This is a genomic window from Phyllobacterium sp. CL33Tsu (assembly GCF_900113985.1).
Taxonomy (GTDB): domain Bacteria; phylum Pseudomonadota; class Alphaproteobacteria; order Rhizobiales; family Rhizobiaceae; genus Phyllobacterium; species Phyllobacterium pellucidum.
In genome coordinates, this window is the sequence record NZ_FORJ01000001.1 from 361,408 (window position 1) to 388,032 (window position 26,625).

Here is a 26,625-nt window from a genome sequence, read left to right on the forward strand (position 1 = left end):
CAAATCAGAAGTTGTAAGGGGCCATGTTATCGACCGTGACGCCAACCCAACCAGCGCCGTAGAGCAGGTTCGGCTTGGAGGCGTCGGGCGCGGTGAGGCTCGTATAGCCGGGAAGGCCGAGGTCGAGGCCGGGCTTGATTTCGGCATTCTTCTTTTCGAGCGCCATGACGGCAAGTTCGTTCATGGCATAGCCGGCAACGGCGGGATCCCAGAACTGGATATACTGGATGTCGCCATTCTTCAGGTATTCACCGGCGACCGAAACCAGACCTGTTCCCGCGAAGAAGACCTTGCCCTTCAGACCGCCCTCTGCGATCAGGCGCCCTGCGCCGGCCGAAGTCGGCATCGGCGCGCCGAGAATGCCGGTAACGTCCGGATAGGTGGTCATCGCCTCTTTCAGCTTGTTGTAGTCCTGATTGGCGTCGTCATAGGTTTCGAGACGCTCGGTCGCGAGCGACATTTCAGGAAAGTTCTTCTTCTGATATTCGATGGCGCCGTCGATCCAGTCCATCTGCGACTTCGAGGTCAGGCTACCGACCGTCGCAAGATACTTGCCCTTGCCGCCCATGTTCTTGGCAAGCACTTCCATGAGCTTGGCGCCATAGGCCTTGTTGTCGAAGGCTTCGAGCTCGTAATCGACATTGACGATATTGGAGGCTTCATGGGCGATGACGACGATCCCGCGGTCGCGGGCCTTCTTCAGCACCGGCTCCACCGCCTCGACCGAGAACGGCACGATGCAGATGGCATCGACGCCCTGTGCGATCAGGTTTTCAACGATCTGGACCTGCGCAGCAGCGTCGGCCTGGCTCGGCCCGACCATCCAGGTATCCATCCCGGTATCCGATTTGAACTGTTCAACGCCGGCGCGCATGCGGTCGAACCAGGCAATGCCGTCGACCTTGACCACGGTGGCGATGGAATAGGTCTTGCCGCTAGCCGACGTGACATATTCCTTTTTGACTTTGGATGTATCGATCGGCCCTTCGGCCTTTGCCGGCGCGACAAGAGCCGCGACAATGGCGAGTGATGCGAGCAGTTTCTTCACAGGCATATCCTCCTTGGTTGTTGCCCAAACCGTGCGGAATGGCATAGCCACCCGCCGACCTTTCGAAGTGTCAGGAAGAAAACTGGAGGCAAACGATCAAACCACGCGGCATTGCGCGCCGCGACCTTGGTTCTGCCTTGCCGATCTTCGCGCCGGACCACTCCCGTCCAGATGCGAATGCTCACTCCCTGCGATTCATACTTACGTGATGAAACGTTTCATTTAACATTCAAGATGATGCGGCGCTTGTCAATATGGAAGCGGTGCATAGAACAAATGTTATTTGAAATGTTAAAGTGTGTGCAATTTAGAAGTGCAGAACGGTCGATATTTCGAGTGCCCAGGCCAAGATTTCCGTGATGTCCGGGATGGCTGGGGCGCCTGGATTCGAACCAGGGAATGGCGGTACCAAAAACCGCTGCCTTACCACTTGGCTACGCCCCAAAATCTTGCGTTCTGTCAAGGCGAAGCGCCCGACCGCGCGGCCTTATAACCTCTGGCTCGGGGTTGCGCAACGTGAATGATCGGCCATTTGTCGCTCTTCGCAATTGTTTCCATATAATTTTCGTGACAAGGGTGACTTCGAATTCACGCCGTTCCGAACGAGGCCCGGATTGCCCTTTGCTGCATTGCTTGCGCCATTCATCGCCACCGCCATCGGCGCCGCCATACTGCTTGCGGCCATCATAAGGCTCCTGCCGAGCGATTTCCTCGGTGCTGCCATAACGGAGCGGTCCAACCATACGCAGCCGGCGCGCCAGCTTGGTGGTCTTGCCATTATCCCGGCAGTCCTCCTGGCGCTTTGGATATTCGGCCCGGCAGCCAGTCTCGACTGGCAATTTCTTGCCTCGAGCAGCGCCGCCGCGCTTATCCTGTGGGTCACCGGGTATTTCGACGACCGCCATCATCTGCCCGAAAGCGTCCGGCTGATCGCACAGTTTCTTGCGGCCGGAATAGCCGTCTATGGCCTCGGTGGTGAATTCCGGCTGCTGCCCGAGCTCCTTCCTTTCGCCGTCGAGAGGCTCCTCCTTGCCTTTGCGCTCGTCTATTTCATCAACCTCACCAACTTCATGGACGGTCTCGACCTGATGGTCGTTTCCGGGCTTGGCATACCGCTGGCGCTGGCTGCGGTTCTTGCGGCAATTGGCCTCGTGGCTTCCGGTACGGGCGTGCTTGCCGCCTGCCTCGCCGGGGGCCTCTTTGGATTTGCTCTGTTTAACCGCCCGAAAGCGCTGGTTTTTCTCGGCGATTCCGGTAGCCTCCCGATCGGGCTTTTGAGCGGGCTTGCCTTCTTCCTGGTTGCACGCGACCTTTCAATCGCCGCCGGCTTGCTTTTGCCGCTGTTCTTTATCGCCGACGCCACATCGACGCTGTTCATGCGGCTTGCGGCGCGCGAGAACATTCTCGCTGCCCACTCCAAGCATGCCTATCAGATCGCCAAACGGTCGGGCTGGTCGGTCTGGCAGATCGTTGCCAGCGTCGGCGCGCTGAATTTCATTCTCGGCATCTGCGCCTTCCTGACATTCGATGGCGGGCTTGTTGCCGCCTGCGCAATCTGCGCCGGACTGCTGGCGGTGACGCTCCTGCTGTCGCGCTTTCGCAGCGCTGGACGACGAACTCTTTAAGACGTTGCGCGCTCGTAGAGCAGCTTGCGGACGCCTTCCGTATCGCGCCGCTCAATCAGAAGCTGGAGCTCTGCCACAGCATCCGGCAGGTGGTCGGCGGCATTGGACCGGCGTTGGGCGCGCAGGATTTTCGTATGGCTCGTCGACCCGACGCCGGTGGGATCGTAGAACAGTTCCTCATGCAGCTTTTCACCGTCGCGAATGCCCACCGTGACGATCTCGATGTCGCCATCGGGGTTGCTGCTGTCTTTCACCGACAGTCCGGCGAGCAGGATCATGTTTTCGGCAAGATCGCGGATACGCACCGGTTCGCCCATTTCCAGCAGCAATATATCACCGCCCTCGGAAAGCGCTCCGGCCTGGATGATGAGTTCGGCAGCTTCGCGCACGGACATGAAATAGCGGGTCATGTCGTCATGGGTAACCGTCAGCGGCCCGCCCTGCGCGATCTGCTCGCGAAAGAGCGGCACCACCGACCCGCTTGAACCGATGACATTGCCGAAACGGACCGAAGCAAATATCTGCCCGGTCCCCTGCTCCCTGGCGATATCGCCCTGATGCCGTACGATAAGTTCCGCCCAGCGCTTGGTCGCCCCCATGACATTGGAGGGCCGAACGGCCTTGTCGGACGAGATCAGCACGAAGTTCCGCACTCCGGCCTGTTGTGATATTGCGGCCAGCACATCGGTGCCGATGACATTGTTGCGCGCGCCCTCGACGACGTTCTCTTCGACAAGCGGCACATGCTTGTAGGCGGCGCAATGGTAGACATTTTCAACCTTGTGCTCGGCGAGCAGCGCGCGGATCAGCGAAGCATCGCTGATCGAACCAAGCGCCGGAACGATCACGCAATCGGTCATGCCCGCCAGCTCGCGCTGGAGCTGGTAGATGCTGTGCTCGTTGACATCGAAGACAATGAGCTTGGCGGGCGCAAGCTTGACGATGGTGCGGCAAAGCTCCGAGCCGATCGAGCCGCCGGCGCCGGTAACAAGGATCACCCGGCCTTCCACGGTCTTGTCGAGCAGCGTCGGGTCGGCCGGAACCGGCGAGCGGCCGAGCAGGTCGTCAATGTCGATATCACGCAGGTGGCTGACCAGATACTTGCCGGCCGTAAGGTCGGAGATAGCCGGGAGAATACGAACCTTGACGTCCAGAGCCTTCAATCGACCGATCAGCCGGCGACGCTCGATGCCGCTCAGCGATGATGTCGTGACGATCAGTTCGCTGATACCGAAATTATCGATCAGCGTTTCAAGGTGTTGCGTAGGATAGACGCGGATACCGAGAATATCCATGCCATGCAGGCTCCGGTCGTCGTCGATGAAACCGGCAACGGATACTTCGTTCTGGCTGCGCAGCGCATTGGCAAGCTGGCGTCCCGCATCACCCGCACCGAAAATCAGACATTGCCGCGCCATGAGCTTGTCGCGCAGTGCACTCCACAGCAGCCATTTGGCGCCGAAGCGGCTGCCGCAGATGATTCCAATGCTCAGCACCCAATAGAGGAAGGGAATAGCGCGCGGCACGCCCTCAGCGCCGGTCATGAGCGTGAGGAACGCCAGGCAGACCCAGAGAATGACAGAGATGGTCACGGCCTGGATCATTGTCCAGATGGCCTTGTCCGGCAGGTAGCGGATGACGGCGCGATAGAGTCCGAAGCGGATGAACACCGGCAGCCCGATCAGCGGCGCGGCAACCATCAAAAGTGCCTGTTCGCTGTTGGGGATGAAGAACGTGCCAAATCGCAGCAGATAGCTGAGCCAAACGGCAAAGGTCAGCGCGATCACGTCGAATACGACCAGGATCAGTTGCTTGTAACGACGCGGCATCATCGAGACGCCCTGCCGAAAATTTTCCAGTGTCATTGATCCTCGATGTTCACGGCATGCAGACGGGCTTGATAAGGGACGTTCAAAAGCACCTTTGCGCAAGGGATGAGCCGGGCAGGCGTCTCGCCCTACAACGGAACCCCAAACGGACGCAAGACCAGTAACATAGGGCTACATAAATGCAATGACCGGCAGCTCGTCAATCAATCACCATGTGCATCGCCGGTTTATCCAACACAATCACAACGGCTGTACTTTCCCCGGCAATGGCGAAGCGCGGAAAGGACAGCCACATGGATCAGACGTCGAACCTCAAATTGCCCTATATCGCCCCCTCGCAGGCGCAAAAGCACGTAACGCACAACGAGGCGATACGCGCGCTCGATGCTCTGGTGCAATTGTCGGTGCTGAGCAGCAATGCGCAGGCGGCGCCATCCAATCCCGCTGAAGGCGACCGCTACATTATCGGATCCGGGGCAAGCGGGGCCTGGGCCGGCAAGGATCAGCAGGTCGCCGCCTTTCAGGATGGTGCATGGGCGTTCTTTCAGCCCCTTGAGGGCTGGTCCGCATGGATCGCCAAGACCGCGAACTTCCTTGTGTTTACGAATGGCGCGTGGAAGGCCGCTGCAAGCGGTGGTACCAATCCCGTGAATGCGGTCGGCATCCAGACTGTCGCGGATGATACGAACCGCCTCGCCGTGAAAAGTCCGGCATCACTGTTCGACCACGCGGGCACGAGCCATCAAATCAAGATCAACAAGTCCGACGACAACCAGGCAGCGTCGCTCCTCTTCCAGTCGAACTATCAGGGCCGCGCCGAAATGGGCACGTTGTGGGGCCGCGACTTCCGTATCAAGACCAGTGCGGACGGCAGTAGCTGGCGCGATGTCATGATCGCCGACAATGCGACCGGCGTCGTGCGCTTCCCCAATGGCATTGCCAGCGCTGCCACCGGTAAACGCCTTTCCGGGCTTGTCTTTTTGCCGGCCGGGCCCGATGCGACGATCTATCAAATGCCGGGCAGCGCCACGCCGGCCGCCGCCAAGGTCGCCTCGATCGCCGCCGACATCATCACGCTCGCTGCCAATAGCGCCGTGAGCTTGTTTGGAACGGCCATGCGCGACGTCGCGATGGTCCGGCTCTGGAATGTCACCAAATCGCCAGCCCAGTCGGCCTGGGTCAAATGGGACACCGCCCACAACGGACTTCAGGTCGTAAACGCCGATCATATCAAGCAATGGGCCTCCGGCGATGCGCTGCAGATCGTCGATCCGGTCAAAAAGACAATCGCTATCGATATCTCGCCGCTGATGCAAAAGCGGCTCGGCGGCGTGTTCGCACAGGACGGTGTGCTGCTCACGATCGTCAATTCGGGCAATCCCGTCGGCAGCCTCGTCCTGCCAAGTTCCGATCTGTCACCTCAGTCCGGAGCGAACCTCGTCTATTTCCGCGGTGATGAGACGCGCGTGTTCAACGTTGTCGGTGTCTATGGCTGATCAACTGCCCCGATAGGTCGAATAGGACCAGGGAGTGACCAGAAGCGGCACGTGATAATTTGCGTTCGTGTCGGCAATCGCGAAGCGTATCGGCACATCGTCGAGAAAGGCCGGGGTGTCGAGCGCAACGAGCTTGTGCTTGAAATATTCCTCGACGAAAAACGTCAGTTCGTAGCGGCCGACCGCCATCTCGTCCGCGGAAAGGAGGGGCTTGTCGGTGCGGCCATCCGCGTTGGTAACGGCGGTTTTGAGCAGGACAGGCCCGCCCTCCTCGATACGATGGAGTGTCAGGGCCATCCCGTCCGCGGGCTTTCCGGCGGAATTATCGAGAACATGCGTGGATAACTTTCCCATGTGAGGTCCTTAAGTGATCAAATCGTGCAAGCGAAACCGCGCAATCAGCGCGATCTGCCGTAAAGCTTCGGCGACTTCCTCGCCGGCATTGTGATCGAGGCGCTGGCGAAACGCCGCCATGATCGAGTGCTTGTTATGGCCGCGCACGGCAAGGATAAATGGAAAACCGAAACGGCTCTGATAGGCGTTGTTGAGGCGATGAAACTCCTCGAATTCCTCGTCGGTCAGCCGGTCAAGTCCGGCTCCGCGCTGTTCGCTGGTTGATTCGACGGTAAGACTGCCCTGGCGCGCCGCCTTCCCTGCCAAATCCGGATGCGCACGGATCAAGCCCAATTGTGCCGCCTGACCGGCCTTTTCGACGGCGACGACCATGGCGCCGTGCAGGATCTCGACGCTGGTGAATGGCCGCTGGCCGGCGACCGCCTCGGCGACCCACGGCGAATGTTCGAAGACACCGCCGAGCGCGCCAACGAATTCCTCCGTGCTGGCACTGTTCAGTTGTTCAAGCCTCATGTCCCCTCCCTCTCAAGCTGTTCGGTTGGCTTTGGCCTCCCCTACTGACCTTAGAACATTTTCCGGCGTTGCCGGAGAATCGAGATACGGAACGCCTCCGTGGATCGAGGCGATAGCGTCGCGGATCGCCAGCCAGACCGAAATGCCGAGCATCAATGGTGGTTCGCCAATCGCCTTGGAGCGAAATACCGTCTCCTCCTGGTTCGGCATATTGTCGAGAATGCGGACGTTGAATTCGGGCGGAACGTCGCGCGATCCCGGTATCTTGTAGGTCGAAGGTCCGACGGTGCGCAATTTGCCGGCCTTGTCCCACCACAGTTCCTCGCAGGTCACCCAGCCCATGCCCTGCACGAAAGCGCCCTCGATCTGGCCAAGGTCGATGGCGGGATTGAGCGGCGAGCCGACGTCCTGAAGGATATCGGCTCTGAGGCAACGGGTCTCGCCGGTCAGCGTGTCGATCGCAACTTCAGCAACCGCTGCTCCGTAGCTGAAATAGAAGAACGGGCGGCCCTTCATCGTTTTGCCGTCCCAATGGATCTTGGGCGTCGCATAATGGCCGGCCTCGGAAAGCTGAACGCGCTTGGCCCAGGACATTTTTGCAAGTTCGCCGAACGAAATCGATTCATTGCCGGCATGAACGCGGCCCTCGCGGTAGACGATCACGTCTTCCTCGACGTCGAAATGTTCGGCGGCCACCCGCGTCATGCGCGCCTTAATCGCGGTCGCCGCCTTGAAGGCTGCCATGCCGTTGAGGTCTGAGCCGGTCGAAGCGGCCGTCGCGCTGGTGTTCGGCACCTTGCCGGTCGCAGTGGAGGATATCCGCACCATGTCGAGCTCGACCTGGAACACTTCGGCGACAACTTGCGCGACTTTGACGAACAGCCCCTGCCCCATCTCGGTGCCGCCGTGATTGAGGAAGATCGAGCCGTCGAGATAGACATGGACGAGCGCGCCGGCCTGATTGAGCGAGGTCAAATTGAAGGAAATGCCGAATTTGATCGGCATCATGGCGAGGCCGCGCCTTATGACAGGATTGGTCGCATTATGCGCATCGATCTCGGCACGACGGCGGCTCCAGTCGGCTGAGGCAAGCACGGCTTCGGTGACCTCGACCAGGCGGTTGTCTTCTACCTTCTGGCCATACGGCGTCATATCCCCGGTTTCATCGCCATAATAATTGATGGCGCGGACGTTGTTGGGCTCGAGCTTCAGCTCGCGTGCGATCGTATCGATGATGCACTCGATGGCGATAATGCCCTGGGGCCCGCCAAAGCCGCGAAATGCGGTGTTCGAAACGGTATTCGTCTTGCAGGCATGACCGACAAAGCGAGCATGGGGGATGAAATAGGAATTGTCCGAATGGGTCAGGGTGCGCGTGATCACCGGCCCTGTGAGGTCGGGGAGATTGCCGGCCCGGGCAAGGTACTCGATGTCGAGCCCAACTATGCGGCCCGTGTTGTCGACGCCCGCCTTCCAGTTGACGACATAATCATGCCGCTTGCCGGTGGCGACCATGTCGTCGCGTCGCTTCAGGCGCATCTTGCACGGCTTGCCCGTCTGGGCCGCGATCAGCGCCGCCGCGCAGGCGATGATGGTCGGCTGGCTCTCCTTGCCGCCGAAACCGCCGCCCATGCGCCTCACCTGGCATTCGACCGCATTGGCATGAACGCCAAGGACGAGGGCTACATGGTGCTGGACTTCGGTCGGATGCTGGGTCGAAGAATGGACCAGCATTTCGCCGTTCTCGCCGGGAATGGCGTAGGCGATATGGGTTTCAAGGTAGAAATGATCCTGTCCGCCCATGCGCAGCTTGCCGGAGATGACATGGGGTGCGCCGGAGAGCGCCGTGTCGACATCGCCTTCGATGACCTGCTGCGCAGGAAGAACATAGCTCTTCTTATGATGTGCTTCCTCGATGTCCAAAAGCGGTTCGAGCTTTTCGATGTTCAGTTTGACGCGTTTGGCGGCGCGATAGGCTGTCTCGAAATCCGACGCGGCGACTGCGGCGACCACCCGTCCTTCGTAATCGACGATATCTTCCGCAAACAGCGTCTCGCCGTGGAGGATAGGGCCAACTTCGTTGTGACCGGGTATGTCCTTCGCCGACCAGATGCCGGCGACGCCCGGCATCGCCAACGCTTCCGAAGCGTCGATACCAAGAAGCCTGCCGTGCGCCACCGGCGCAAGAACGAAGGCCGCATGCAATGTCCCAGGCAGTTCCGGCATATCGTCGATATAGGCGGCTTCGCCAGCGACGTGCCTTGCCGCAGAGTCATGGGCGATACCCTTGCCGACGATACTGCGGTGAACGATCTTGGCATCGATATTCATAGCGCCATCACCTCCACCGTCTCGCCTGCCACATCGCGCCAGAAGCGCTCGGCAAGGTTTGCAGCGACCTCGAGGCGATAATCGGCGCTGCCCCGCCAATCGGTCAACGGCTTGAACTCGGTTGCAATCGCTGCGGCGCAGGCTGCAACTGCCTTTCTGTCAAAACTGGTTCCGACGAGAGCGCGTTCAGCTTCAGGAGAGCGGCGCGGTGTTGCCGCCATGCCGCCAAAGGCGATGCGGGCGTTGCGAACCTGCCCTTCCTCCCGCACGATCGAAAACGCAGCGCAGACGGTGGATATATCCTGGTCATAGCGCTTCGATATCTTGTAGACGCGAAAATCCTGGCCTTCCCTGGGCTTGGGGATCGAGACAGAAGCGATCACCTCATCGGGACGCAGTTCCGTCTTGCGGTAATCGAGGAAGAAATCTTCCAGCGACAGGAAACGGTGGCCGCTCTGGGAGGCAAGCTCGATTTCGGCGCCGAGGGCAATCAGCGCGGGCGGTCCATCACCGATGGGGCTCGCGGTGCCGATATTGCCGCCAATCGTGCCCATGGACCGGATTTGCGTCGAACCGAAGCGCCGGATCAGCGTAGCGAAGGATGGATAAATCGGCGTGACCGCAGCCAGCACTTCCTCCCACGTCACCGCCGCGCCGAAACTCAGATGATTGTCGGTCTCGCGAATCGCCCGCAATTCGCTGACCCGAGCCAGCGAAATCACATCGTCCCAATCGCTGTGATAATCCGCCAATGCCACGCCGAGGTCGGTGCCGCCGCCAAGTAAAATCGCCTGCGGTCTCTCCTTGCGCAGTTGCAGAAGCGCATTGAGCGTCGCTGGCTGATCGAACGACGCACCGCCGGCCGAAACCGATCGGCGCGGCTCAATCTTCGCAAAAGCCGTGACGGCAGGGCCGCTTATGCCGGCGCCACCGGCACCGATTACCTTGCGTGCTGCTTCGACTATGGGCCTGTAGCCGGTGCACCGGCACAGATTGCCGGCAAGGGCATCGTGAATATCCTGTTCGCCGGATTCCGGGTTGGCCGCGGCGAGACCCGCGATCGAAATGACGATGCCGGGCGTGCAGAAGCCGCATTGGGAAGAGCCGTTTTCCGCCATCGCGAGCTGGACCGGGTGCAGGTGTTCGCCCTTCAAGCCCTCAACCGTAACCAGCGCACGGCCGTCGATCTGGCCCATCGCAAGGATACAGCTGTTGGCGGCGTGATAGTGCACGCGGGGTTCGGCGCCCTCTACCGAAGGATCGCCGACGAGGACAGAGCACGCCCCGCAATCGCCTTCCGCACACCCTTCCTTGGTACCTGTCAGGCGCGCCGGACCGCGCAACCAATCCAGCACCGTCATATCGGGTCGAACTGCAGCTTCCTGCAATTGACCATTGAGAAAAAACCGCATCGTCGTAGCCATTTGAGCAGCTTCGACCGGCTGGGCGTGGGCGTCAAGTGGCGAGATTGCGCAATGACCCTGGGGGCGATCAGATGGAGCCAATCCGGTAAAGACGGTCTTCAAAGAAGAATTCTTCGAGATTGGTGCCCTCGCCGCCGCGGTCGACGACCACGAAGTCCGATTCGGCCTCGAGCGATATCAGCGGATGATGCCAGGCGTTGCGGGCATAGTTGACGCCCTGGTTGCCCTGGCACAGGAACGCGACCGGTGATCCCGGCCGCCCGCCTTCATCTTCGGCCACCACCGCAAGGTAGCGCCGGTTCTGCAGCGGCATGAAAGCCTGGCTGCCGAAGGGATGACGTTCCAGCATCTTGATGTCGATCGGGGGCGCGAAACTCTGGCCGCGAAATATGTTGACCAGCACGCGGGCTCCCGGCCCCGTCACATCGACCTTTGCAAGGTCGTGGAAGCGCTGCGTCGTGCCGCCGTTGATAAGGCGCATCTGCGCGCCTGCGGTTTCGATGACGTCGCCATAGGGTGTGAATGCCGCCCGCGTCAGCGGCGTGACATTGAGGCTGAGGATTTCCATCTTAGTTTTCGTCTGCCGGGCGGTGATGTTCGTGCCAATGATTGGCGATATCGATGCGCCGGGTAATCCAGGCGCCTTCCTGATGCTGGACATAATCGAGGAAGCGCTCCAGCGCCGCCGCGCGTCCCGGGCGCCCGACCAGCCGGCAATGCAGGCCGATCGACATCATCTTCGGCGCGCCTTCCCTGCCCTCGGCATAAAGCACATCGAACGTATCCTTGAGATAGGTATAGAACTGATCGCCCGAGTTGAACCCTTGCGGCGTCGCAAAGCGCATGTCGTTGGCATCGAGCGTGTAGGGCACGATCAGATGCGGGCCCTTTGGACCCTTGACCCAATAGGGCAACTCGTCGGCATAGCTATCGGCGGAATAGACGAAGCCGCCCTCCTCCATGACAATCTTCAGCGTATTATCCGACGGTTTACCCTGGTAGATCCCGAGCGGCCGCGACCCGGTAATCTCGGTATGCAGGCGTACCGCTTCAAGAATGTGCTGTCGCTCAGTGTCCTCGGGACAGTCCTTGTATTCGAGCCAACGCAGGCCGTGGCTCGCAATTTCCCAATCGGCCTCCTTCATGGCGGCGACAGCTTCGGGGTTGCGCGCCATGGCAAGGGTAACCCCATAGACCGTGACCGGCATCTTGCGCTTGGTAAACATGCGCCACAGCCGCCAGAAACCGGCCCGTGCGCCATACTCATAGATCGATTCCATGTTCAGGTTGCGCTGGCCCGGCCAGGGCTGCGCGCCGACAATCTCCGACAGAAGGCACTCCGATGCCGGATCATTATCGAGGATCGAGCTCTCGCCGCCTTCCTCGTAGTTGACAACGAACTGCACGGCGATGCGTGCGCCGCCCGGCCATTTCGGGTCGGGCGTGTTTCGGCCATAGCCGATCAAATCCCGCGGATAATCTGACAAGACGTGCCTCTTTTTGAACGAGTATCATGAGAAACTGCGAAGGCCGCATCGCAAAGTCAATGGCCGGCGCAAAAACAAAGGCCGCGGACGATGCCGCGGCCCAACAATGCTTGCGGCAAGTTCTTAACGGCGCTTGAGCAACGAGCCAATGGCCGGAACGATGGCAGCCGCCAGAGCGAGCTTCAAAATGTCAGCGACAATGAATGGACCAACGCCGAAGGTGAACGCCTTCTCGAAGCCGAAGAGATAGGCCATCCACAGGAAGCCGAGGCCGAGAATCGCAACCTCTGCCGCTAGCATCGCCGCGCCGAGAACGATCGGGTTGCGGGCATAACCCTTGTCGGCGGCGGTGCCGACAATCCACGCAGCAACGAGATAGGAGACGAGGTAGCCGCCCGTCGGTCCAACCATATAGGCAAGGCCGATGCCTTTTTCTGGCGTGCCGGTGAAAATTGGCATGCCAAGCGCGCCTTCAAGCAGATAGAGCGCCATGGTAGCGACGGCAAGGCGCGAGCCGTAGGCGGCCGAGATGGCGAATACGGCGAAAGTCTGCATCGTCACATTGACGAAGACCATGTCTACCTTGGTCTTGGCGGCAAGTGTCATCAGCGCGGTGCCGATCAGGGCGAGCGTGACATACCAGACCGCTTTGGCGAGTTGACCTTCAGGCTGGAATTCTTGGGCAAGGGAACGGGTTTGCGCAGCGATCATGTCGATATCCTCTGTATAGCCTTCGCCGTGGGGCGGTATTTCCACCGTTTGTGAAAACGGTATATTGGGGATTATGCCGCGCCGCAATATGTCGAAAAGGCTTTGAAGGGTCCGCTTGCGTTCATGTCTCTAGTTTTCGACACCAGTTTTGCGCCGCGCTACGGTGAAGCGGTCGACATTGCCCCGAAGGTTCAGCGGATAACCGTCAACAATCCAAGCCCGTTCACCTTTCACGGCACGAACTCCTATCTCGTGGGCCACGATACGCTGGCGTTGATCGATCCTGGACCGCTGGATGACGCCCATCACGCAGCGCTCATCCGCGCCATCGCCGGGCGCCCGGTCAGCCACATCTTCGTCAGCCATACCCACCGCGACCACTCACCGCTCGCCGCGCGCTTGCGCGATGAACTCCGCGCCGTCGTCGTCGCCGAAGGGCCGCATCGTCCGGCGCGGCCGCTGCATGTCGGTGAAGTCAACCTTCTCGACGCCAGCGGCGATACGGACTTCGTTCCTGATCTCGTGGCCAGCGACGGGTCGGTGATCGAAGGTGACGGCTGGGCGTTGCGTTCGATCCATACGCCCGGTCACACCGCCAATCATATGGTTTTCGCACTCGAGGAGATCGGCGTGCTATTTTCCGCCGACCACGTCATGGCCTGGGCGACATCGATCGTAGCGCCGCCGGATGGCGCAATGTCAGACTACATGCGCTCACTCGACCTGCTGCTTCACCGCCATGACCGCATCTATTTCCCCGGGCACGGCGGACCTGTCACCAAGCCAAAGACCTTTGTGCGCGGCCTGAAGGCGCACCGCAAAATGCGCGAACGCGCCATCCTCGAGCGCGTGCGGGCCGGCGACCGCACGATTTCTGCCATGGTCGGCGTCATTTACCGGGAAACCGATCCACGCCTGCATGGCGCCGCCGGCCTTTCGGTTCTTGCCCATCTCGAAGATCTCGTCGCGCGCGGCGTCGTCCACACCGACGGCAATCCAGCCATTGACGGCGTCTACTGGTAGCGATCGGCTAGGGCTGCTCCGGCTGCGTCGTTTCCTCGTCGGGCTGGGTGCCCTGCACCTCCGTGTCAAGCGCCGTCATGAATGCAGTGATGCGGTCGGCATTCTCGCCAAGATCATGAATGCCGTAGCGGGAGACGGAGCGCATGTCGACATAGGTAGTCTCGCCTTCGTCGGTGAGGCGGATAACGACGTCGCTGGTAAAGCCGAGCAGCCAGGTGCGGGCCACGACTTCGAGAAGGATTTCCTCGTCGTCGCCGGGTTCCCCCTTCTGGCTCAGCACCGTCCATCCATTGTTGGAGATAACGGTATTCACCGCCGTCAGGATCCGATCGGGCGAACCGTCATAGCGGCGGCCCGTGACCTGCGGATAGGCGCTCGATTGCAGTCCCCGGCTTTCCTCATCATTGACGAGCGGGTTCATCCGCTCGCTACGCTGGCCGGCAGCGAAAAGCTCAGGCGGGTCGGCTATATCGGTGGAAACGTCGTAGAGTGTCGGCAGCGCCAGTGCCTGATAGAGGGTCATCGCGAAGGGCGCCAGAACGATGAGCGCTATGACCCCACCCCAGAATGCACTCGGTCCGCCGCGATCTCCCCGGCGCCAAAGGCTGGTGAAGCCCTTGAAGCTCAAGAGCAATGCAAGCAGCGCCAGGCCGGCGACGACCGCAAGCAGCCAGAGAAATTCCGGCGTCTCGATGCGCTCGAAGCGATGCCCGAGCCCGGACAGCACGAAGAGGATCGCGGCCAGAAAAGCCACGCGCACCGACCATCTGGCTGAAATCGACTGACGACGGCGAAAATGATGGCGCATGGTATCCCGGCGATGCACAAAACGTCTCGCCAAGAGCTAATCGCATAATCGATACGTGGCAAGCGCGCGTGACAAATCACGTGCTTTAGTTTCCAGCACCATCCATCCATCCATTCACTTGCCGTTCCTGAACTCTCCCGCCCCGGCACGAGAGCCGGCACGGAAGAGTTTTACTTATTCTCGATCAGCTTAGACGGCGTAATCCTTGTAGACGCGCGTAGCCTCGTCAAACTGCATGCCGATGGCCGGATCGCTCTTGCCGATCCTGCCATTTTCGAGCCGGCCCGCGTAACGACGCAGATAAGTGCCGTCATCGAAGAAAGCCACGTCGTACCAGCCGTCCGCCGTTGCAGTTTCCAAAGCGGTCGTTCCCTCGGCGATGGACTTGGTCTCACCCGTATAGGCATTTACCATGGTGAGCTTGCCGTTCGGGTTCCACTTGCCGAAGCTGAACTCGATCTTCGCGGCATCGGCTTTCGACTTGATATCGACGATTTCGGCGACCAGCTGTTGCGTCGCAGTCTGGAAATTACCGCGCAGTTCAAGAAGATAGCCATTTGGGCCATGGATGGCATAGGAATACAGACCATCCGGACTCGTGGGTGTCAGGACGTCCGAAAGCTCGCTTCGCAAGCCGTCTTTCTTTGCGCCTTCAACGCTATAGAGTTTCACCTTGTCCTTGGTGGTATAGGGAATAACGGTAAAAGCCGTACCGAGCGGCCCAGGATTCCTGAATGTCAGCCGCACGGATTTCGATTCGACCGCTGTGATTACGTGGAAGTCATAAGCGATGGGCAATTTTTCGCAGCGTGCGCGGTCTTGTTTCAGCGCGGTTTTGGTGTGAAGGGGATCAGCCTTCATATGATCGACCCCAGCTGTAGCTCCTTGAAGCCACCCAACGGGCACTATTTTTTTTTCTTCACTTGACATGATCCGGGCTTTAGTCGCGGCCGGTACAACCTGCTCGAGGGCGGTGGTTTCCGACCGTTTGAAATCCAGTGTGCTGGTAAGGTCACCTGCGATCGCCAGCCGCCACGACGAGAGATTTTCGAAGGCCGGCGCGTCCGGCTTTTGAAGGCCGCGAGCGACAAGCCATTTATCAAGAAAGCGGATGGCCGAGGTGTGATCGAAAACTTCCGAATTGACGCGGCCGCCCGTGCTCCAGGGCGAAATGATCAACGCGGGAACGCGAGTCCCCATCCCGATGGGGTTTTTAGATTGGATCGAGGTTTCAGAGTTAGCAGTGCCAGGGACGTCGAATGTTATGCCGGGCGTGGTCTTGCCGTTGACGGGGTCGATGGGTGGGACCGGCTGCACGACATGGTCAAAGAACCCGCCATTTTCATCATAATTGATGATGAACAGCGTTTTCTTCCACACTTCCTTGTTGGTCGTGAAGGCGCGCAGGATCTCGTGCACGTAATATTCGCCGAAATGTGGCGGGAAGTGCGGGTGTTCGGTGAACGCCTCGGGCGCGACGATCCATGAAACGGCCGGAAGCGTGTTATCCCTTACGTCCTGTTCAAATTGCGATGGCACGTCGACGCTGGTTCGCAGAACCGGATTGACCGTCTGGTTCTTCTTGTAGATCGCTGTGGACTTGTCCTGAAATTGCTTGAAGGCGTCGAGAACATTGTCACCGTAATTGCCGGTGAACGTATTTCCGTCCAGGCCCTCCTGATAGAATTTCCAGCTTACCCCCAGTAACTCCAGTTTCTCGGGATAGCTTGTCCAGTCCAGCTTATCCCGATCTGCAGGGTTGGCATGGCTGAAATAGTCGTTCTCCGTTCTGCCCTTGCACGTCCCGGTAAAGAATATGCTCCGGTTTGCGTCGGTGCCGCCGTTATGCGCACAATGGTACGCATCGCAAAGCGTGAAGGCTCGTGCCAGCTTGAAGTACAGCGGAATATCGATTTCGGTGTAATGGGACATGGTGACGATTTTTTTCTTCTCGATCCACTGGTCCATAAGACCACCGTTCCAGGCACCCAGGCTATCGCCAAACCTGTGCGCTGGATCCTCGATGTAGGTACCGCCGGCGCTCGAGGGGTCGACCGGCTCCAGCAGAGTTGGTACGGCGCGCTTGTCTTTGAACATGCGATAGGGCGTCGAATCCGGTATGATGCCGGTGACGGGGTCAGGCTTTCTGGGCCAGGCCGCCGATTGCTGCCAGACCGATTTGCCGTTCCTCAATTTCATTGGACGCGGGTCGCCAAAGCCGCGAACACCGCGCAGCGTGCCGAAATAGTGATCGAAGGACCGGTTTTCCTGCATCAGGAAAACGACGTGCTCAATATCGGCGAGCGAACCTTCCTTGCACTCACCTTCCACCGTCAGCAATTCATCAATGGTTGAAGCCGACTGTGCGAGTGCCTCCGCCATGTAGGCCGAGCATGCCGCATAGGCGGCGGCGCTGGTGCCGGCAAGGCCGAGCAACTTGATAAAATCACGTCGTTGCATAAAAAGTCCTCTTAAATGAATTCATTAATCCAGTGACCGAACGATGAAATCGTCATCCGGCATCAAAATGGTAAGTCGGTGCGGGCTAAATCCGATCAGGCGACGAGCGGCTTGTAGACCCTTTCCTTTTCGTCATATTGCAGGCCGATAGCGGGATCACTTTTGCCGATCTTGCCGTTCTCCAGATGTCCGGCATAGCGTCGCAGATAACGCGACGGCGCATTTACCGCGTCCACGAACGAGACATCGTACCAACCATCGGACGTCGGAATATCGACCGTGGTGGTACCGGCTTCAACCAGTACGATATTGCCGGTATAGGCGTTGGTGACCTTCAGGCGGCCGTTGACGCCGGGCCACTTCAGCGTGAAGCGGATGGTTTTTGCTTCGTCGATGGAAACAGCATCGGAAACGTCGGCGAGTTGCAATTCCGTCGGATTGGCGCCCGGGGCCCCCATGAACTCAAAGAGATAGCCATTGGGGCCATGCACGGCATAGGAGTAGTTTTTGGTGGTCGCGTTTTTCGCGCCGAAATTTGCATAGGCCTGATCCTTCACCGTAACCGGCGTTCCTTTCGAGCCTTCGACCGAAAAATACCAGGGACCGTCGCCCGGCCATGTGCCTGGCCTGTCATAGGGGATGACATAAAACGAGGCGGCGAGCTTGCCTCGATTGGTGATCGGATATTTCACGTCATTGGCGGTAACGGTAGCACCAACAAAGAAATCATAGTCGAGCGGCATGATCTCGCAACGCGTCCGATCCTGCTTCAGGAGCGTCGGCTTGGCGATGTCGGGATCGCTCTTGTAGATGGTCAGGTCAGGGTTGAGGCCCGGCGTCTTCCTGGCATTGCTTTGTTGCGCGGCGGTAAAGACGACGCCCAGCTTGGTCGTATCGGCCACAGCTTCCGGTTTAGTAAGCACCTTGCGCTTGAAATCGAGCGCACTCGTGAAATCGCCGGCGATGGCCCGGCGCCAGGACGAAAGGGGATAGAAGTCGTCCTTAAGTTTCTTGCCTTTTGCCATGAGCCAGGCGTCGACGAACTGGATGGCCGATGTATGATCGAAGATTTCCGAGCACACCCTTCCGCCGACGCTCCATGGAGAAATCACGAGCGTCGGGACCCGTACACCCATGCCCATCATATTCATAAGCTTTGAGTTGCTTGTTACGGCTGCTTCTGAATCAATATCGCGCTGCGGAGTGCTGGTGGCGGTAATCAGGCCCGTCACCTTGATACCGGGCGAGGCTTCGCCGTAGGTGCTGCTAAATGGAGGGGTCGGCGCGGGAACATGGTCGAAAAAGCCGCCATTTTCATCATAGGTGATGATGAATACAGTTTTTTTCCACACTTCGACGTTGGCTGTAAATGCGCGAAGAATTTCGTGGACGTAGTACTCACCAAGATGCGGAGACCATTTCGGATGCTCGCAGAAGGCTTCAGGCGCGGCGATCCAGGAAACAGCCGGCAGCTTGTCGTCGATGATGTCTTGCTCGAACTGCGAAGGCTTGTTGGGATCGGTTCGTAAGATCGAATTTACCGTCTGGTTCTTCTTGTAGATCGGCGTGGTGTTATCGCGGTATTGCTGGAAATATTCGAGCGTGTTGTCGCCGTAGTTGCCCGCAAAGGGATCGCTCGTCCAAGTAAGGCCGTCCTGGTAGAATTTCCAGTCCACGCCGATTTCTTCCAGCCGCTCGGGGTAACTCTTCCAGTTCGGCCTTGCGCCGTCCTTGGAGCCGCTGAACGAATCGTTGCCGATCTTTCCGTTGCTGTGCCCGGTGTAGAAATAGCTGCGGTTGGGATCGGTGTAGCCGTGAACGGAGCAAAAATACGCATCGCACAAGGTAAATGCCTTGGCCAACTTGAAATAGAGTGGAATATCCGCTTCCACATAATGCGCCATGGTGACGATCTGCTTCTTCGGGATCCAGTTGTCCATGCGCCCGTAGTTCCACGCACCGACACCGCTGCCGTAGTCATGCGCAGGGTCCGTAATGAACACCCCGCCCACGGTTCCTTCCGGGCTTGTATCGTCCGAAGGCTTGTTGGCGGCAATATTCGGCATGCGGTACGGCTTTATCCGCTGCGCATCCGGAGCCGGGGGCTCCTTTGTCGGATCGAATCCGGCCTGCAATTGCTCCCACACGGGACGTCCGTCACGCATGCGCAGCGGACGCGGATCACCGAAACCGCGCACGCCGCGCAGCGTGCCGAAATAGTGGTCGAACGACCGGTTTTCCTGCATCAGGAATACGACGTGCTCGATATCGTTTAGCGAGCCGTTGTTGATGCAGTCGTTCGATGCGACCAGCAGATCTTCGATGGTGGCGGGCGCGTCGGCAAGAGCCTCCATCATGTAACTAGAGCACGCCGCGTAGGCTGCTGCGCTGGTTCCGGCAAGACCCAGCATTTTGATAAAATCGCGTCTATCCATGGATAAACTCCCTGAAAACCAGTTCGTTAATGAAAAATCAAAACGGCATGAAAAAACTTACTGGCAAACGCTCTTGGCGATCTTCAGAAGCTTGTCATTGGAAGCATCACGTTCCTTGATGGCCTTGTCCTTGGCGGCAAACGCTGCATCACGCTCGGTCTGCGCGGCCTTGATATCCGCTTCCTTCTTGGCGATTTCGGTCTTCTGGCTGTCGATCTGCGCTTGTGCCTGATCGCTTTGCTTTTGCAACTCGTTTCGCTTGGCGGTCATGGCGGTCAGATCCTTAGCGGACTGCTCAAGCTGTTTGGTCAGATCGCCTTTGTCGGTCGTCGCCTGATCGAAGCTCTTTTGCAACTCGTCCCGCTTAGCGGCCATCGCCGCCAGATCCGAGCTGGCTGTCTCGAGCTGCTTGGCAAGCGCGGCTTTTTCGGTCGTCGCCTGATCGAAGCTCTTTTGCAGATCGTCGCGCTTGGCGGTCATCGCGGTCAGGTCCTTGCCGGACTGCTCAAGCTGTTTGGCTAGCTCGGCCTTGCCGGCAGTTGCCTCATCGAAGCTCTTTTGCAGTTCGTTGCGCTTGGCGGTCATCGCCGTCAAATCCGAGCTGGCCGTCTCAAGCTGCTTGGCAAGAGCGGCCTTGTCGGTCGTCGCCTGATCGAAGCTCTTCTGCAGATCGTCCCGCTTGGTGGTCACGGCAGCCAGATCCGCACCAGCCGTCTCAAGCTTCTTGGTCAGAATGGCCTTCTCCGCCGTCGCCGTGTCTACGCTCTTTTGCAGATCGTCGCGCTTGGCGGTTATGGCAGCGAGATCCTTGCCGGACTGCTCGAGCTTTTTGGTCAGGTCCGCTTTGTCACCGGTAGTCGTGGCAAGCTGGGTTTTGAGCGCCGTGAGTTCCGTGGTTTTCTCCACGACGGATTTGTCGAGTACGGCAATCTTCGCCAGATTGGCCTCAATCTCCGTGAGCTTCTGGTCGCGTTCGGCGGCGATCTTGTCCTTGTCGGCAACCATCTGCGACAGTTGCGTGGAAATGCTTTCCTTCTCGGCCGAGACTTGTTTGAGCTCGGCAGCAAGCTTGTCCTTGTCGGCCGCAACGGTTTGAAATGTGGTGGTGATGGACGCTTTTTCGCTGCTGACCACTTCGATGGTCTTCTTGAGTTCCGCGTTCTCTTTCTTGGCGCTTTCAAGTTCTACGGACTGGGCGTCGAACGTCGATTGCGCAACGGAATTGGGCGCCGGTTGCGACGAGTCCGAACCATCGCAGGCAGAAATGAGGACGAGCGGAATGAGAGCGAAAAGATTGTTCTTCAAAATAATTTCTCCAAATAAATAGCCGGCCAATTAACTGGCGGGTCGCTGCGAAAATCGTTTTCTTAAAAAGATGGCGCACAACCCCTTACATGAGAAAGCACGCGTCAAAATCCTGAAGTGGGGTAACCGAATACGGGGCAAATGTAATAGCTGGATGACACGCCCCGACATTCCGGAACCTGCATCATCTTGCCGCACGACCGACCGCACGTTTTGCGCGTTTACATTTCGTGAGTGGATGGTTCGTCGCTCTGCTGACATCATCGCAGTGGTGATTTGGGCTGCATCCACGGCGCAGAAAAAGCGGCAGTCGGCGGGCCAGTTAAGTAATAAAAATAAATAGATAGAGAATGTGAGGCTGGGGCATGATTCCAGACGTTGAAAAGCCGGTGTCACTAGAGGTTGTGGAGATCGAGCTTGCGCTCGGTGCGCAGGATATCGTGGCAGACGGTTTCGAAGGCGCACTGCAAAAGGCTGCGGAACTCGTCAATGGCGAGGTGATCTTCAACATCCGGGCTCCCGAAGATAGCGACGAGCAACGTATTGGCGCCATCTCGATTTCCGACGGTACAACGGACCAGACCGTTTTTATCATGCTCGGCAAGGACGGGACCACGCTAAGCGTCACGCCCGAACAGGACCAGACGACGCTTTTCGACAAGCTCGGGCCGGATTTCGCCGCTGTCATGAAAGGCCTGCGGCGCTAACGCCTTTTCACGCGCGTCGCCTTTCGCTTGCCGACAACTCTCGCTAAGATTGAACCTTCCTCTCAAGCCGGAGTCCTGAAATGGCGAATAGCCGTCCCCTCACCAATGTCCAGCAGCGCGACGTCAACGCAATCCTTCATCCCTATACCCCGATCCACAAGCTCCAGGAGATGGGGCCGCTCGTTATGGGCCATGGCAAGGGCGTCTATCTCTACGATACGCAGGGCAAGGAGTATATCGAGGGCATGTCGGGGCTTTGGTGCGCTGGGCTCGGCTTCGGCGACGAGGAAATGATCGAGGCGGCAACCGAGCAGATGCGCACGCTGCCCTATTATCACCTCTTCGGCGGCAAGGGCATGGAGCCCGCCATCGAGCTTGCCGAAAAACTCAAGGAACTGGCGCCCGTGCCGATCTCGAAGGTGTTTTATACGTCGTCGGGTTCGGAGGCCAACGATACGCAGGTCAAGCTTGCCTGGTATTATAACAATGCGCTTGGCCGGCCCAACAAGAAGAAGATCATCTCGCGCGTCAAAGCCTATCACGGCGTCACAGTCATGTCGGCTTCGCTTACCGGACTTCCGGGCAACCACAAGGGTTGGGACCTGCCGGTTCCCGGCATCCTGCACACCGATTGCCCGCATTATTATCGTTTCGGGTTTGAAGGCGAGAGCGAAGCGGAGTTCGTCGCGCGCCTCGCACAATCGTTGAAGGACATGATCGAGCGCGAAGGTCCGGAGACGATTGCCGCGTTCATCGCCGAGCCGGTCATGGGCGCGGGCGGGGTCATCGTGCCGCCGGCGAACTACTTCGCGGCAATTGAACCCGTCCTGCGCGAGCACGACATCCTCATCATCTCCGACGAGGTGATCAACGGTTTCGGTCGCACCGGCAACTGGTGGGGGAGCCAGAGCGTCGGCATGACGCCGACGACGATTTCGGCTGCCAAACAGCTTACCGCCGCCTATTCGCCGCTGGGTGCCGTGCTGGTGCCCGAAGACGTCTACCAGGCCTATGTCGATCACAGCGCCCAGCTCGGCACGTTTGGCCATGGCTTCACCTATGGCGGTCATCCTGTCGGTTGCGCGCTCGGCATCAAGGCGATCGAGATTTACCAGCGCCGCAATATCGTCGAGGAGGTCCGCCGCCTGACGCCGACCTTCGAGGCGCGGCTTGCCAGGGTGAAGGATCATCCGCTCGTCGGCGATGTACGCAATTGCGGGCTGATGGGCGCGGTCGAACTCGTCGCTGACAAGGCCACCAAGCGCTCGTTCGATCCGGCGCACGGGGTTGCGGCGCAACTCGCGCGTTTCCTGGAGGGTCACGGCGCCGTCCTGCGCGCCATTGGCGATTCCATCGCATTCTGCCCGCCGATGATCATCACCGAGGCCGAGCTCAACGAGCTCTTCAATCGCTTCGAACTCGCGCTTGCCGATACAGAAGCGCATGTATCCAGCAACAGCCTGCGCGCTGCTGCCTGATCAGAGCATTCACAGAAATGAAAATGGCCGCCTTGCGCGGCCGTTTTTTCTAGACGCCCGACTGTATCGACTTTTCGCTCTCCGTCACGTCCTCGAGACGAACGAAATGGAAGCCTTTTTGCTTGAGGGCAAGGACGCCCTTGACAACGCCAGCACCGGCAACGCGCGACGGCTGGTTGATGTGAGCGATGATGACGTCGCCATCCTTGGCTCCGGCGATACGCTTTTCAACCTGGGCCGACATCAACGATGCACCCATATCGGCGTTGAGCGAATAGCCCGCGACGCGATAGCCCATCGAATGGATCAGTGCGATGGCGTCGTCGCTGTAGCGAGCCGTTGCATCGCGATACCATACGGGCTTTACCTTGGCTGATGCCTCCATGGCGAGCGCTCCGCCGGCGATCTCGGCCTGGATCGCCTCCTGCGAGCCTGCCGTCTTCAGCCCGAACATCTCGTGCTGGTTGTCGATCGCCGGTACGTGATTGAGGCCATGGTTCTCGAGTTCGAACAGATCGCGATGTGCCTGCAGGATTGCGACGGCTTCCGGATTACGCTTGAGCCAACGACCGGTAACGAAGATCGTCGCCGGAATGCGATTGTCCACAAGGGCATTAAGGATGCGCATGTCGGTTTGGCCGGCGCAGGCATCTAAAGTCAGGGCAACTTGCGGCGCGGCGTGACCGCCCTTCGCAATGTAGAGTTTCGGCTCAACGAAATGCGGCTTATCGCCAGCCACGGCATTCGCCATGGGGAGCGCCAGCAGGAGGGCGGTGAGGGCTGGCAAGGCTTTGCGCACGGTGTTCGCCGTTCTTGGAGGAATCTCGCGCGCAGATACGCCAAGCAAACCGAGCGGATTTAAGGCAGAACCGCTCAGCCCTTCTTCGGGTTCGCCGATGCCTGCGCCGCTGCGAGCCTAGCGATGGGCACACGGAACGGCGAACAGGACACATAGTCGAGCCCGGTTTCGTCGCAGAACTTTATCGAGGCCGGATCGCCGCCATGTTCGCCGCAAATGCCGAGCTTGATACCCGGGCGTGTCGCCCTGCCCTTTTCCACGGCGATGCGGACGAGTTCGCCGACCCCGTCGACGTCGATCGAGACGAACGGATCCTGCTCGATAATGCCCTTCGCCTGGTAGGTCGTCAGGAAGGAGGACGCATCATCGCGCGAGATGCCGAACGTGGTCTGCGTCAAATCATTGGTACCGAAGGAGAAAAACTCGGCGACCTCGGCGATCGAATGCGCCCGCACGGCGGCGCGCGGCAATTCGATCATGGTGCCGACAAGGTAATTGATCTTGATATCGGCTTCCTTCATCACATCGGCAGCCACCGCATCGATGCGCGCCTTGACGAAATCGAGTTCGGCCCGAAGCCCGACCAGCGGCACCATGATTTCCGGTTCGACCGGCGCACCGGTCGACTTGGCTGCGGCAACGGCTGCCTCGAAAATGGCACGCGCCTGCATTTCCGCGATCTCCGGATAGGAAATTGCGAGGCGGCAACCACGGTGACCAAGCATCGGGTTGAATTCGTGCAAACTGTCGGTTCGCTCGCGCAACTTGTCGGCGCTGACATTCATCGCAGCGGCAACCTCGGCGATTTCTTCCTCGGTCTTCGGCAGAAATTCATGCAAGGGCGGGTCGAGCAGACGGATCGTGACCGGCAGACCGTTCATGATCTCGAACAATTCGACGAAATCCGATCGCTGCATCGGCAGCAGCTTCTCAAGCGCGATCCTGCGGCCCTTTTCGTTGTCGGCGAGGATCATCTCGCGCATGGCGACGATGCGCTCGCCCTCGAAGAACATGTGTTCAGTGCGGCAAAGGCCGATGCCCTCGGCGCCGAAGGAGCGCGCCGTGCGCGCATCGGTCGGGGTTTCGGCATTGGCGCGCACCTTCATGCGCCGCGTCTTGTCGGCCCATTCCATGATCTGGCCGAAATCGCCCGAAAGCTCCGGCTGCAGCATGGGCACGGAGCCCTTCAGCACCTGCCCCGTGCCGCCATCGACGGTGATGATGTCGCCTTTCTTAAGAACGACGCCCATGGCGAGCAGCGTTTCATTGCGGTAGTCGACCCGCAACGAACCAGCGCCGGAGACGCAAGGCTTGCCCATGCCGCGCGCAACCACAGCCGCGTGGCTGGTCATGCCGCCGCGCGTCGTCAGGATGCCTTCTGCCGCATGCATGCCATGGATGTCTTCCGGGCTCGTCTCGATACGCACGAGAATGACCTTGCGGCCTTCGGCCTTCGCCTGTTCGGCATCTTCGGAAGAGAAGACAAGTTCACCCGTGGCAGCGCCCGGAGATGCAGGCAGGCCGGTCCCGATCACGTCGCGCTTGGCTTTCGGATCGATGGTCGGGTGCAGCAACTGGTCGAGCGAGGCCGGATCGATGCGCAACACGGCTTCTTCGCGGGTAATCAGCCCCTCGTTCGCCATGTCGACGGCAATCCTTAGCGCAGCCTTGGCCGTGCGCTTGCCGGCCCGCGTCTGCAGCATCCACAATTTGCCGTCCTCGATGGTGAATTCGAGATCCTGCATGTCGGTATAATGCTTCTCAAGCCGGTCCGAGACGGCGCAGAACTCGGCAAAAGCCTGGGGCATGACTTTCTCGAGCGACGGCTTGTCGGACCCGGCGGCGATCCGCGCATCTTCGGTGATGTTCTGCGGCGTGCGAATGCCGGCAACGACATCCTCGCCCTGGGCATTGACCAGGAACTCACCGTAAAGCTTCTTTTCGCCGGTTGATGGATTGCGCGTGAAGGCGACGCCTGTCGCCGAGCGATCGCCCATATTGCCGAAGACCATCGCCTGGATGTTCACGGCGGTGCCCCAGTTTTCCGGAATACCGTGCAGGCGGCGATAGGTAATCGCACGCGTGTTCATCCAGCTCGAAAATACGGCGCCGATCGCGCCCCAAAGTTGCTCCTCGGGATCCTGCGGGAATGGTTTTTCCAGCTCTTCCTCGATTTTTTCCTTGTAGAGCTCGATGATGTTTTTCCAATCGTCGGCGCTGAGTGCCGTATCGACCTCGTGGCCGAGACTGGCCTTAGTGTCTTCGAGGATTTCCTCGAAAACCGAGTGGTCGAGGCCCATGACGACATCGGAATACATCTGGATGAAGCGGCGATAGCTATCATAGGCGAAACGGGGATCGCCCGATTCCTCAGCAATTGCTTCCACGGTTTCGTCATTCAGGCCGAGATTGAGGACCGTATCCATCATCCCGGGCATCGATGCTCGCGAACCCGAGCGCACCGAAACGAGAAGCGGCTTTGCCTTGTCGCCGAAGGTTCGGCCAGTCACGGCAGCAATATGCTCCAGCGACTTCTTGACGTCGGCGCTGAGCGCTTCAGGGTATTTGCGGCCGTTCTCGTAGAACCAGCTGCACACATCGGTGGTAATCGTAAAGCCCGGAGGAACCGGCAGGCCGAGTGCGCACATCTCGGCGAGGTTGGCGCCTTTGCCTCCCAGGAGATTTCGATCATTGGCAGAACCCTCTGCCTTGCCGTCACCGAACGTGTAGACCCATTTCATTCTAGCAGCCTCCCTTGGCACAAGAGAGGTCTACGCGATCGATCCGTCAAG

Annotated in this window: 20 protein-coding genes and 1 tRNA gene; 5 read left to right on the plus strand and 16 right to left on the minus strand. The window is 59.2% G+C overall.

The window, feature by feature from the left end; all coding sequences use genetic code 11:
• Nucleotides 1-4 precede the first annotated feature (4 nt).
• Complete coding sequence (locus BM074_RS01845) at nucleotides 5-1,048, minus strand: autoinducer 2 ABC transporter substrate-binding protein (RefSeq protein WP_027230034.1); 1,044 nt, start codon at nucleotides 1,046-1,048, stop codon at nucleotides 5-7.
• Nucleotides 1,049-1,417: 369 nt separating this feature from the next.
• Nucleotides 1,418-1,492: transfer RNA gene (locus tag BM074_RS01850), tRNA-Gln, on the minus strand.
• 170 nt (nucleotides 1,493-1,662) lie between these two features.
• Here BM074_RS01850 and BM074_RS01855 point away from each other — a divergent pair.
• Nucleotides 1,663-2,673, plus strand: a complete 1,011-nt coding sequence (locus BM074_RS01855; RefSeq protein WP_175498860.1) for an MraY family glycosyltransferase — start codon at nucleotides 1,663-1,665, stop codon at nucleotides 2,671-2,673.
• Here BM074_RS01855 and BM074_RS01860 read toward each other — a convergent pair.
• Nucleotides 2,670-4,538: a polysaccharide biosynthesis protein gene (locus tag BM074_RS01860; protein ID WP_091919392.1), complete on the minus strand. Its 1,869-nt coding sequence runs from the start codon at nucleotides 4,536-4,538 to the stop codon at nucleotides 2,670-2,672. The genes BM074_RS01855 and BM074_RS01860 overlap by 4 nt on opposite strands.
• Before the next feature lie 257 nt (nucleotides 4,539-4,795).
• Between BM074_RS01860 and BM074_RS01865 the strand changes: the two genes are divergently transcribed.
• Nucleotides 4,796-5,998 carry a DUF2793 domain-containing protein gene (locus tag BM074_RS01865; protein ID WP_175498862.1) on the plus strand — a complete coding sequence of 401 codons (1,203 nt, stop codon included), beginning with the start codon at nucleotides 4,796-4,798 and terminating at the stop codon, nucleotides 5,996-5,998.
• Here the strand turns inward: BM074_RS01865 and uraH are convergent, their stop codons facing one another.
• The 7 genes from uraH to BM074_RS01900 form a co-directional block, all read right to left on the minus strand.
• Nucleotides 5,999-6,352, minus strand: a complete 354-nt coding sequence (gene uraH / locus BM074_RS23210) for a hydroxyisourate hydrolase (RefSeq protein WP_027230037.1) — start codon at nucleotides 6,350-6,352, stop codon at nucleotides 5,999-6,001.
• Nucleotides 6,353-6,361: 9 nt separating this feature from the next.
• Nucleotides 6,362-6,865 carry a 2-oxo-4-hydroxy-4-carboxy-5-ureidoimidazoline decarboxylase gene (gene uraD / locus BM074_RS23215; RefSeq protein WP_027230038.1) on the minus strand — a complete coding sequence of 168 codons (504 nt, stop codon included), beginning with the start codon at nucleotides 6,863-6,865 and terminating at the stop codon, nucleotides 6,362-6,364.
• Between the two features lie 12 nt (nucleotides 6,866-6,877).
• Nucleotides 6,878-9,196 (minus strand): xanthine dehydrogenase molybdopterin binding subunit, encoded by a 2,319-nt coding sequence (xdhB, locus tag BM074_RS01880; protein WP_091919396.1) that lies wholly within the window; start codon nucleotides 9,194-9,196, stop codon nucleotides 6,878-6,880.
• Complete coding sequence (xdhA, locus tag BM074_RS01885) at nucleotides 9,193-10,620, minus strand: xanthine dehydrogenase small subunit (protein ID WP_091919398.1); 1,428 nt, start codon at nucleotides 10,618-10,620, stop codon at nucleotides 9,193-9,195. Before xdhA ends, xdhB begins: the two co-directional genes overlap by 4 nt.
• A gap of 67 nt (nucleotides 10,621-10,687) precedes the next feature.
• Nucleotides 10,688-11,188 carry an ureidoglycolate lyase gene (locus BM074_RS01890; protein WP_091919400.1) on the minus strand — a complete coding sequence of 167 codons (501 nt, stop codon included), beginning with the start codon at nucleotides 11,186-11,188 and terminating at the stop codon, nucleotides 10,688-10,690.
• A 1-nt stretch (nucleotide 11,189) separates the two neighbouring features.
• Nucleotides 11,190-12,107: an allantoinase PuuE gene (gene puuE / locus BM074_RS01895; protein WP_091919402.1), complete on the minus strand. Its 918-nt coding sequence runs from the start codon at nucleotides 12,105-12,107 to the stop codon at nucleotides 11,190-11,192.
• Between the two features lie 123 nt (nucleotides 12,108-12,230).
• A complete protein-coding gene (locus BM074_RS01900; protein WP_027230043.1) occupies nucleotides 12,231-12,818 on the minus strand; it encodes a biotin transporter BioY in 588 nt (195 codons plus the stop codon).
• Nucleotides 12,819-12,941: 123 nt separating this feature from the next.
• Here BM074_RS01900 and BM074_RS01905 point away from each other — a divergent pair, with 123 nt between their 5' ends.
• The gene (locus BM074_RS01905) at nucleotides 12,942-13,841 is read left to right on the plus strand and encodes an MBL fold metallo-hydrolase (protein ID WP_091921373.1); all 900 of its coding nucleotides are present in this window, start codon (nucleotides 12,942-12,944) and stop codon (nucleotides 13,839-13,841) included.
• A 7-nt stretch (nucleotides 13,842-13,848) separates the two neighbouring features.
• Here BM074_RS01905 and BM074_RS01910 read toward each other — a convergent pair whose 3' ends face one another.
• The 4 genes from BM074_RS01910 to BM074_RS01925 form a co-directional block, all read right to left on the minus strand.
• Complete coding sequence (locus tag BM074_RS01910) at nucleotides 13,849-14,595, minus strand: DUF1499 domain-containing protein (RefSeq protein ID WP_175498863.1); 747 nt, start codon at nucleotides 14,593-14,595, stop codon at nucleotides 13,849-13,851.
• Nucleotides 14,596-14,838: 243 nt separating this feature from the next.
• A complete protein-coding gene (locus tag BM074_RS01915) occupies nucleotides 14,839-17,109 on the minus strand; it encodes a phosphocholine-specific phospholipase C (RefSeq protein ID WP_091919406.1) in 2,271 nt (756 codons plus the stop codon).
• Nucleotides 17,110-17,204: 95 nt separating this feature from the next.
• On the minus strand, nucleotides 17,205-19,544 hold the full coding sequence (locus BM074_RS01920) for an alkaline phosphatase family protein (protein ID WP_091919408.1): 2,340 nt from the start codon (nucleotides 19,542-19,544) through the stop codon (nucleotides 17,205-17,207).
• Between the two features lie 57 nt (nucleotides 19,545-19,601).
• Nucleotides 19,602-20,849 (minus strand): coiled-coil domain-containing protein, encoded by a 1,248-nt coding sequence (locus BM074_RS01925; protein ID WP_091919410.1) that lies wholly within the window; start codon nucleotides 20,847-20,849, stop codon nucleotides 19,602-19,604.
• Between the two features lie 365 nt (nucleotides 20,850-21,214).
• On the opposite strand from BM074_RS01925, the gene BM074_RS01930 reads away from it, so the two are divergent.
• The gene (locus BM074_RS01930; RefSeq protein ID WP_091919412.1) at nucleotides 21,215-21,556 is read left to right on the plus strand and encodes a hypothetical protein; all 342 of its coding nucleotides are present in this window, start codon (nucleotides 21,215-21,217) and stop codon (nucleotides 21,554-21,556) included.
• Nucleotides 21,557-21,636: 80 nt separating this feature from the next.
• On the plus strand, nucleotides 21,637-23,034 hold the full coding sequence (locus BM074_RS01935; protein ID WP_027230049.1) for an aminotransferase: 1,398 nt from the start codon (nucleotides 21,637-21,639) through the stop codon (nucleotides 23,032-23,034).
• Between the two features lie 49 nt (nucleotides 23,035-23,083).
• Here BM074_RS01935 and BM074_RS01940 read toward each other — a convergent pair whose 3' ends face one another.
• Nucleotides 23,084-23,785 carry a polysaccharide deacetylase family protein gene (locus BM074_RS01940; protein ID WP_091921375.1) on the minus strand — a complete coding sequence of 234 codons (702 nt, stop codon included), beginning with the start codon at nucleotides 23,783-23,785 and terminating at the stop codon, nucleotides 23,084-23,086.
• Nucleotides 23,786-23,907: 122 nt separating this feature from the next.
• Nucleotides 23,908-26,574, minus strand: coding sequence for a pyruvate, phosphate dikinase (gene ppdK, locus BM074_RS01945; RefSeq protein ID WP_091919414.1), 2,667 nt, complete (start codon nucleotides 26,572-26,574; stop codon nucleotides 23,908-23,910).
• Nucleotides 26,575-26,625 lie beyond the last annotated feature (51 nt).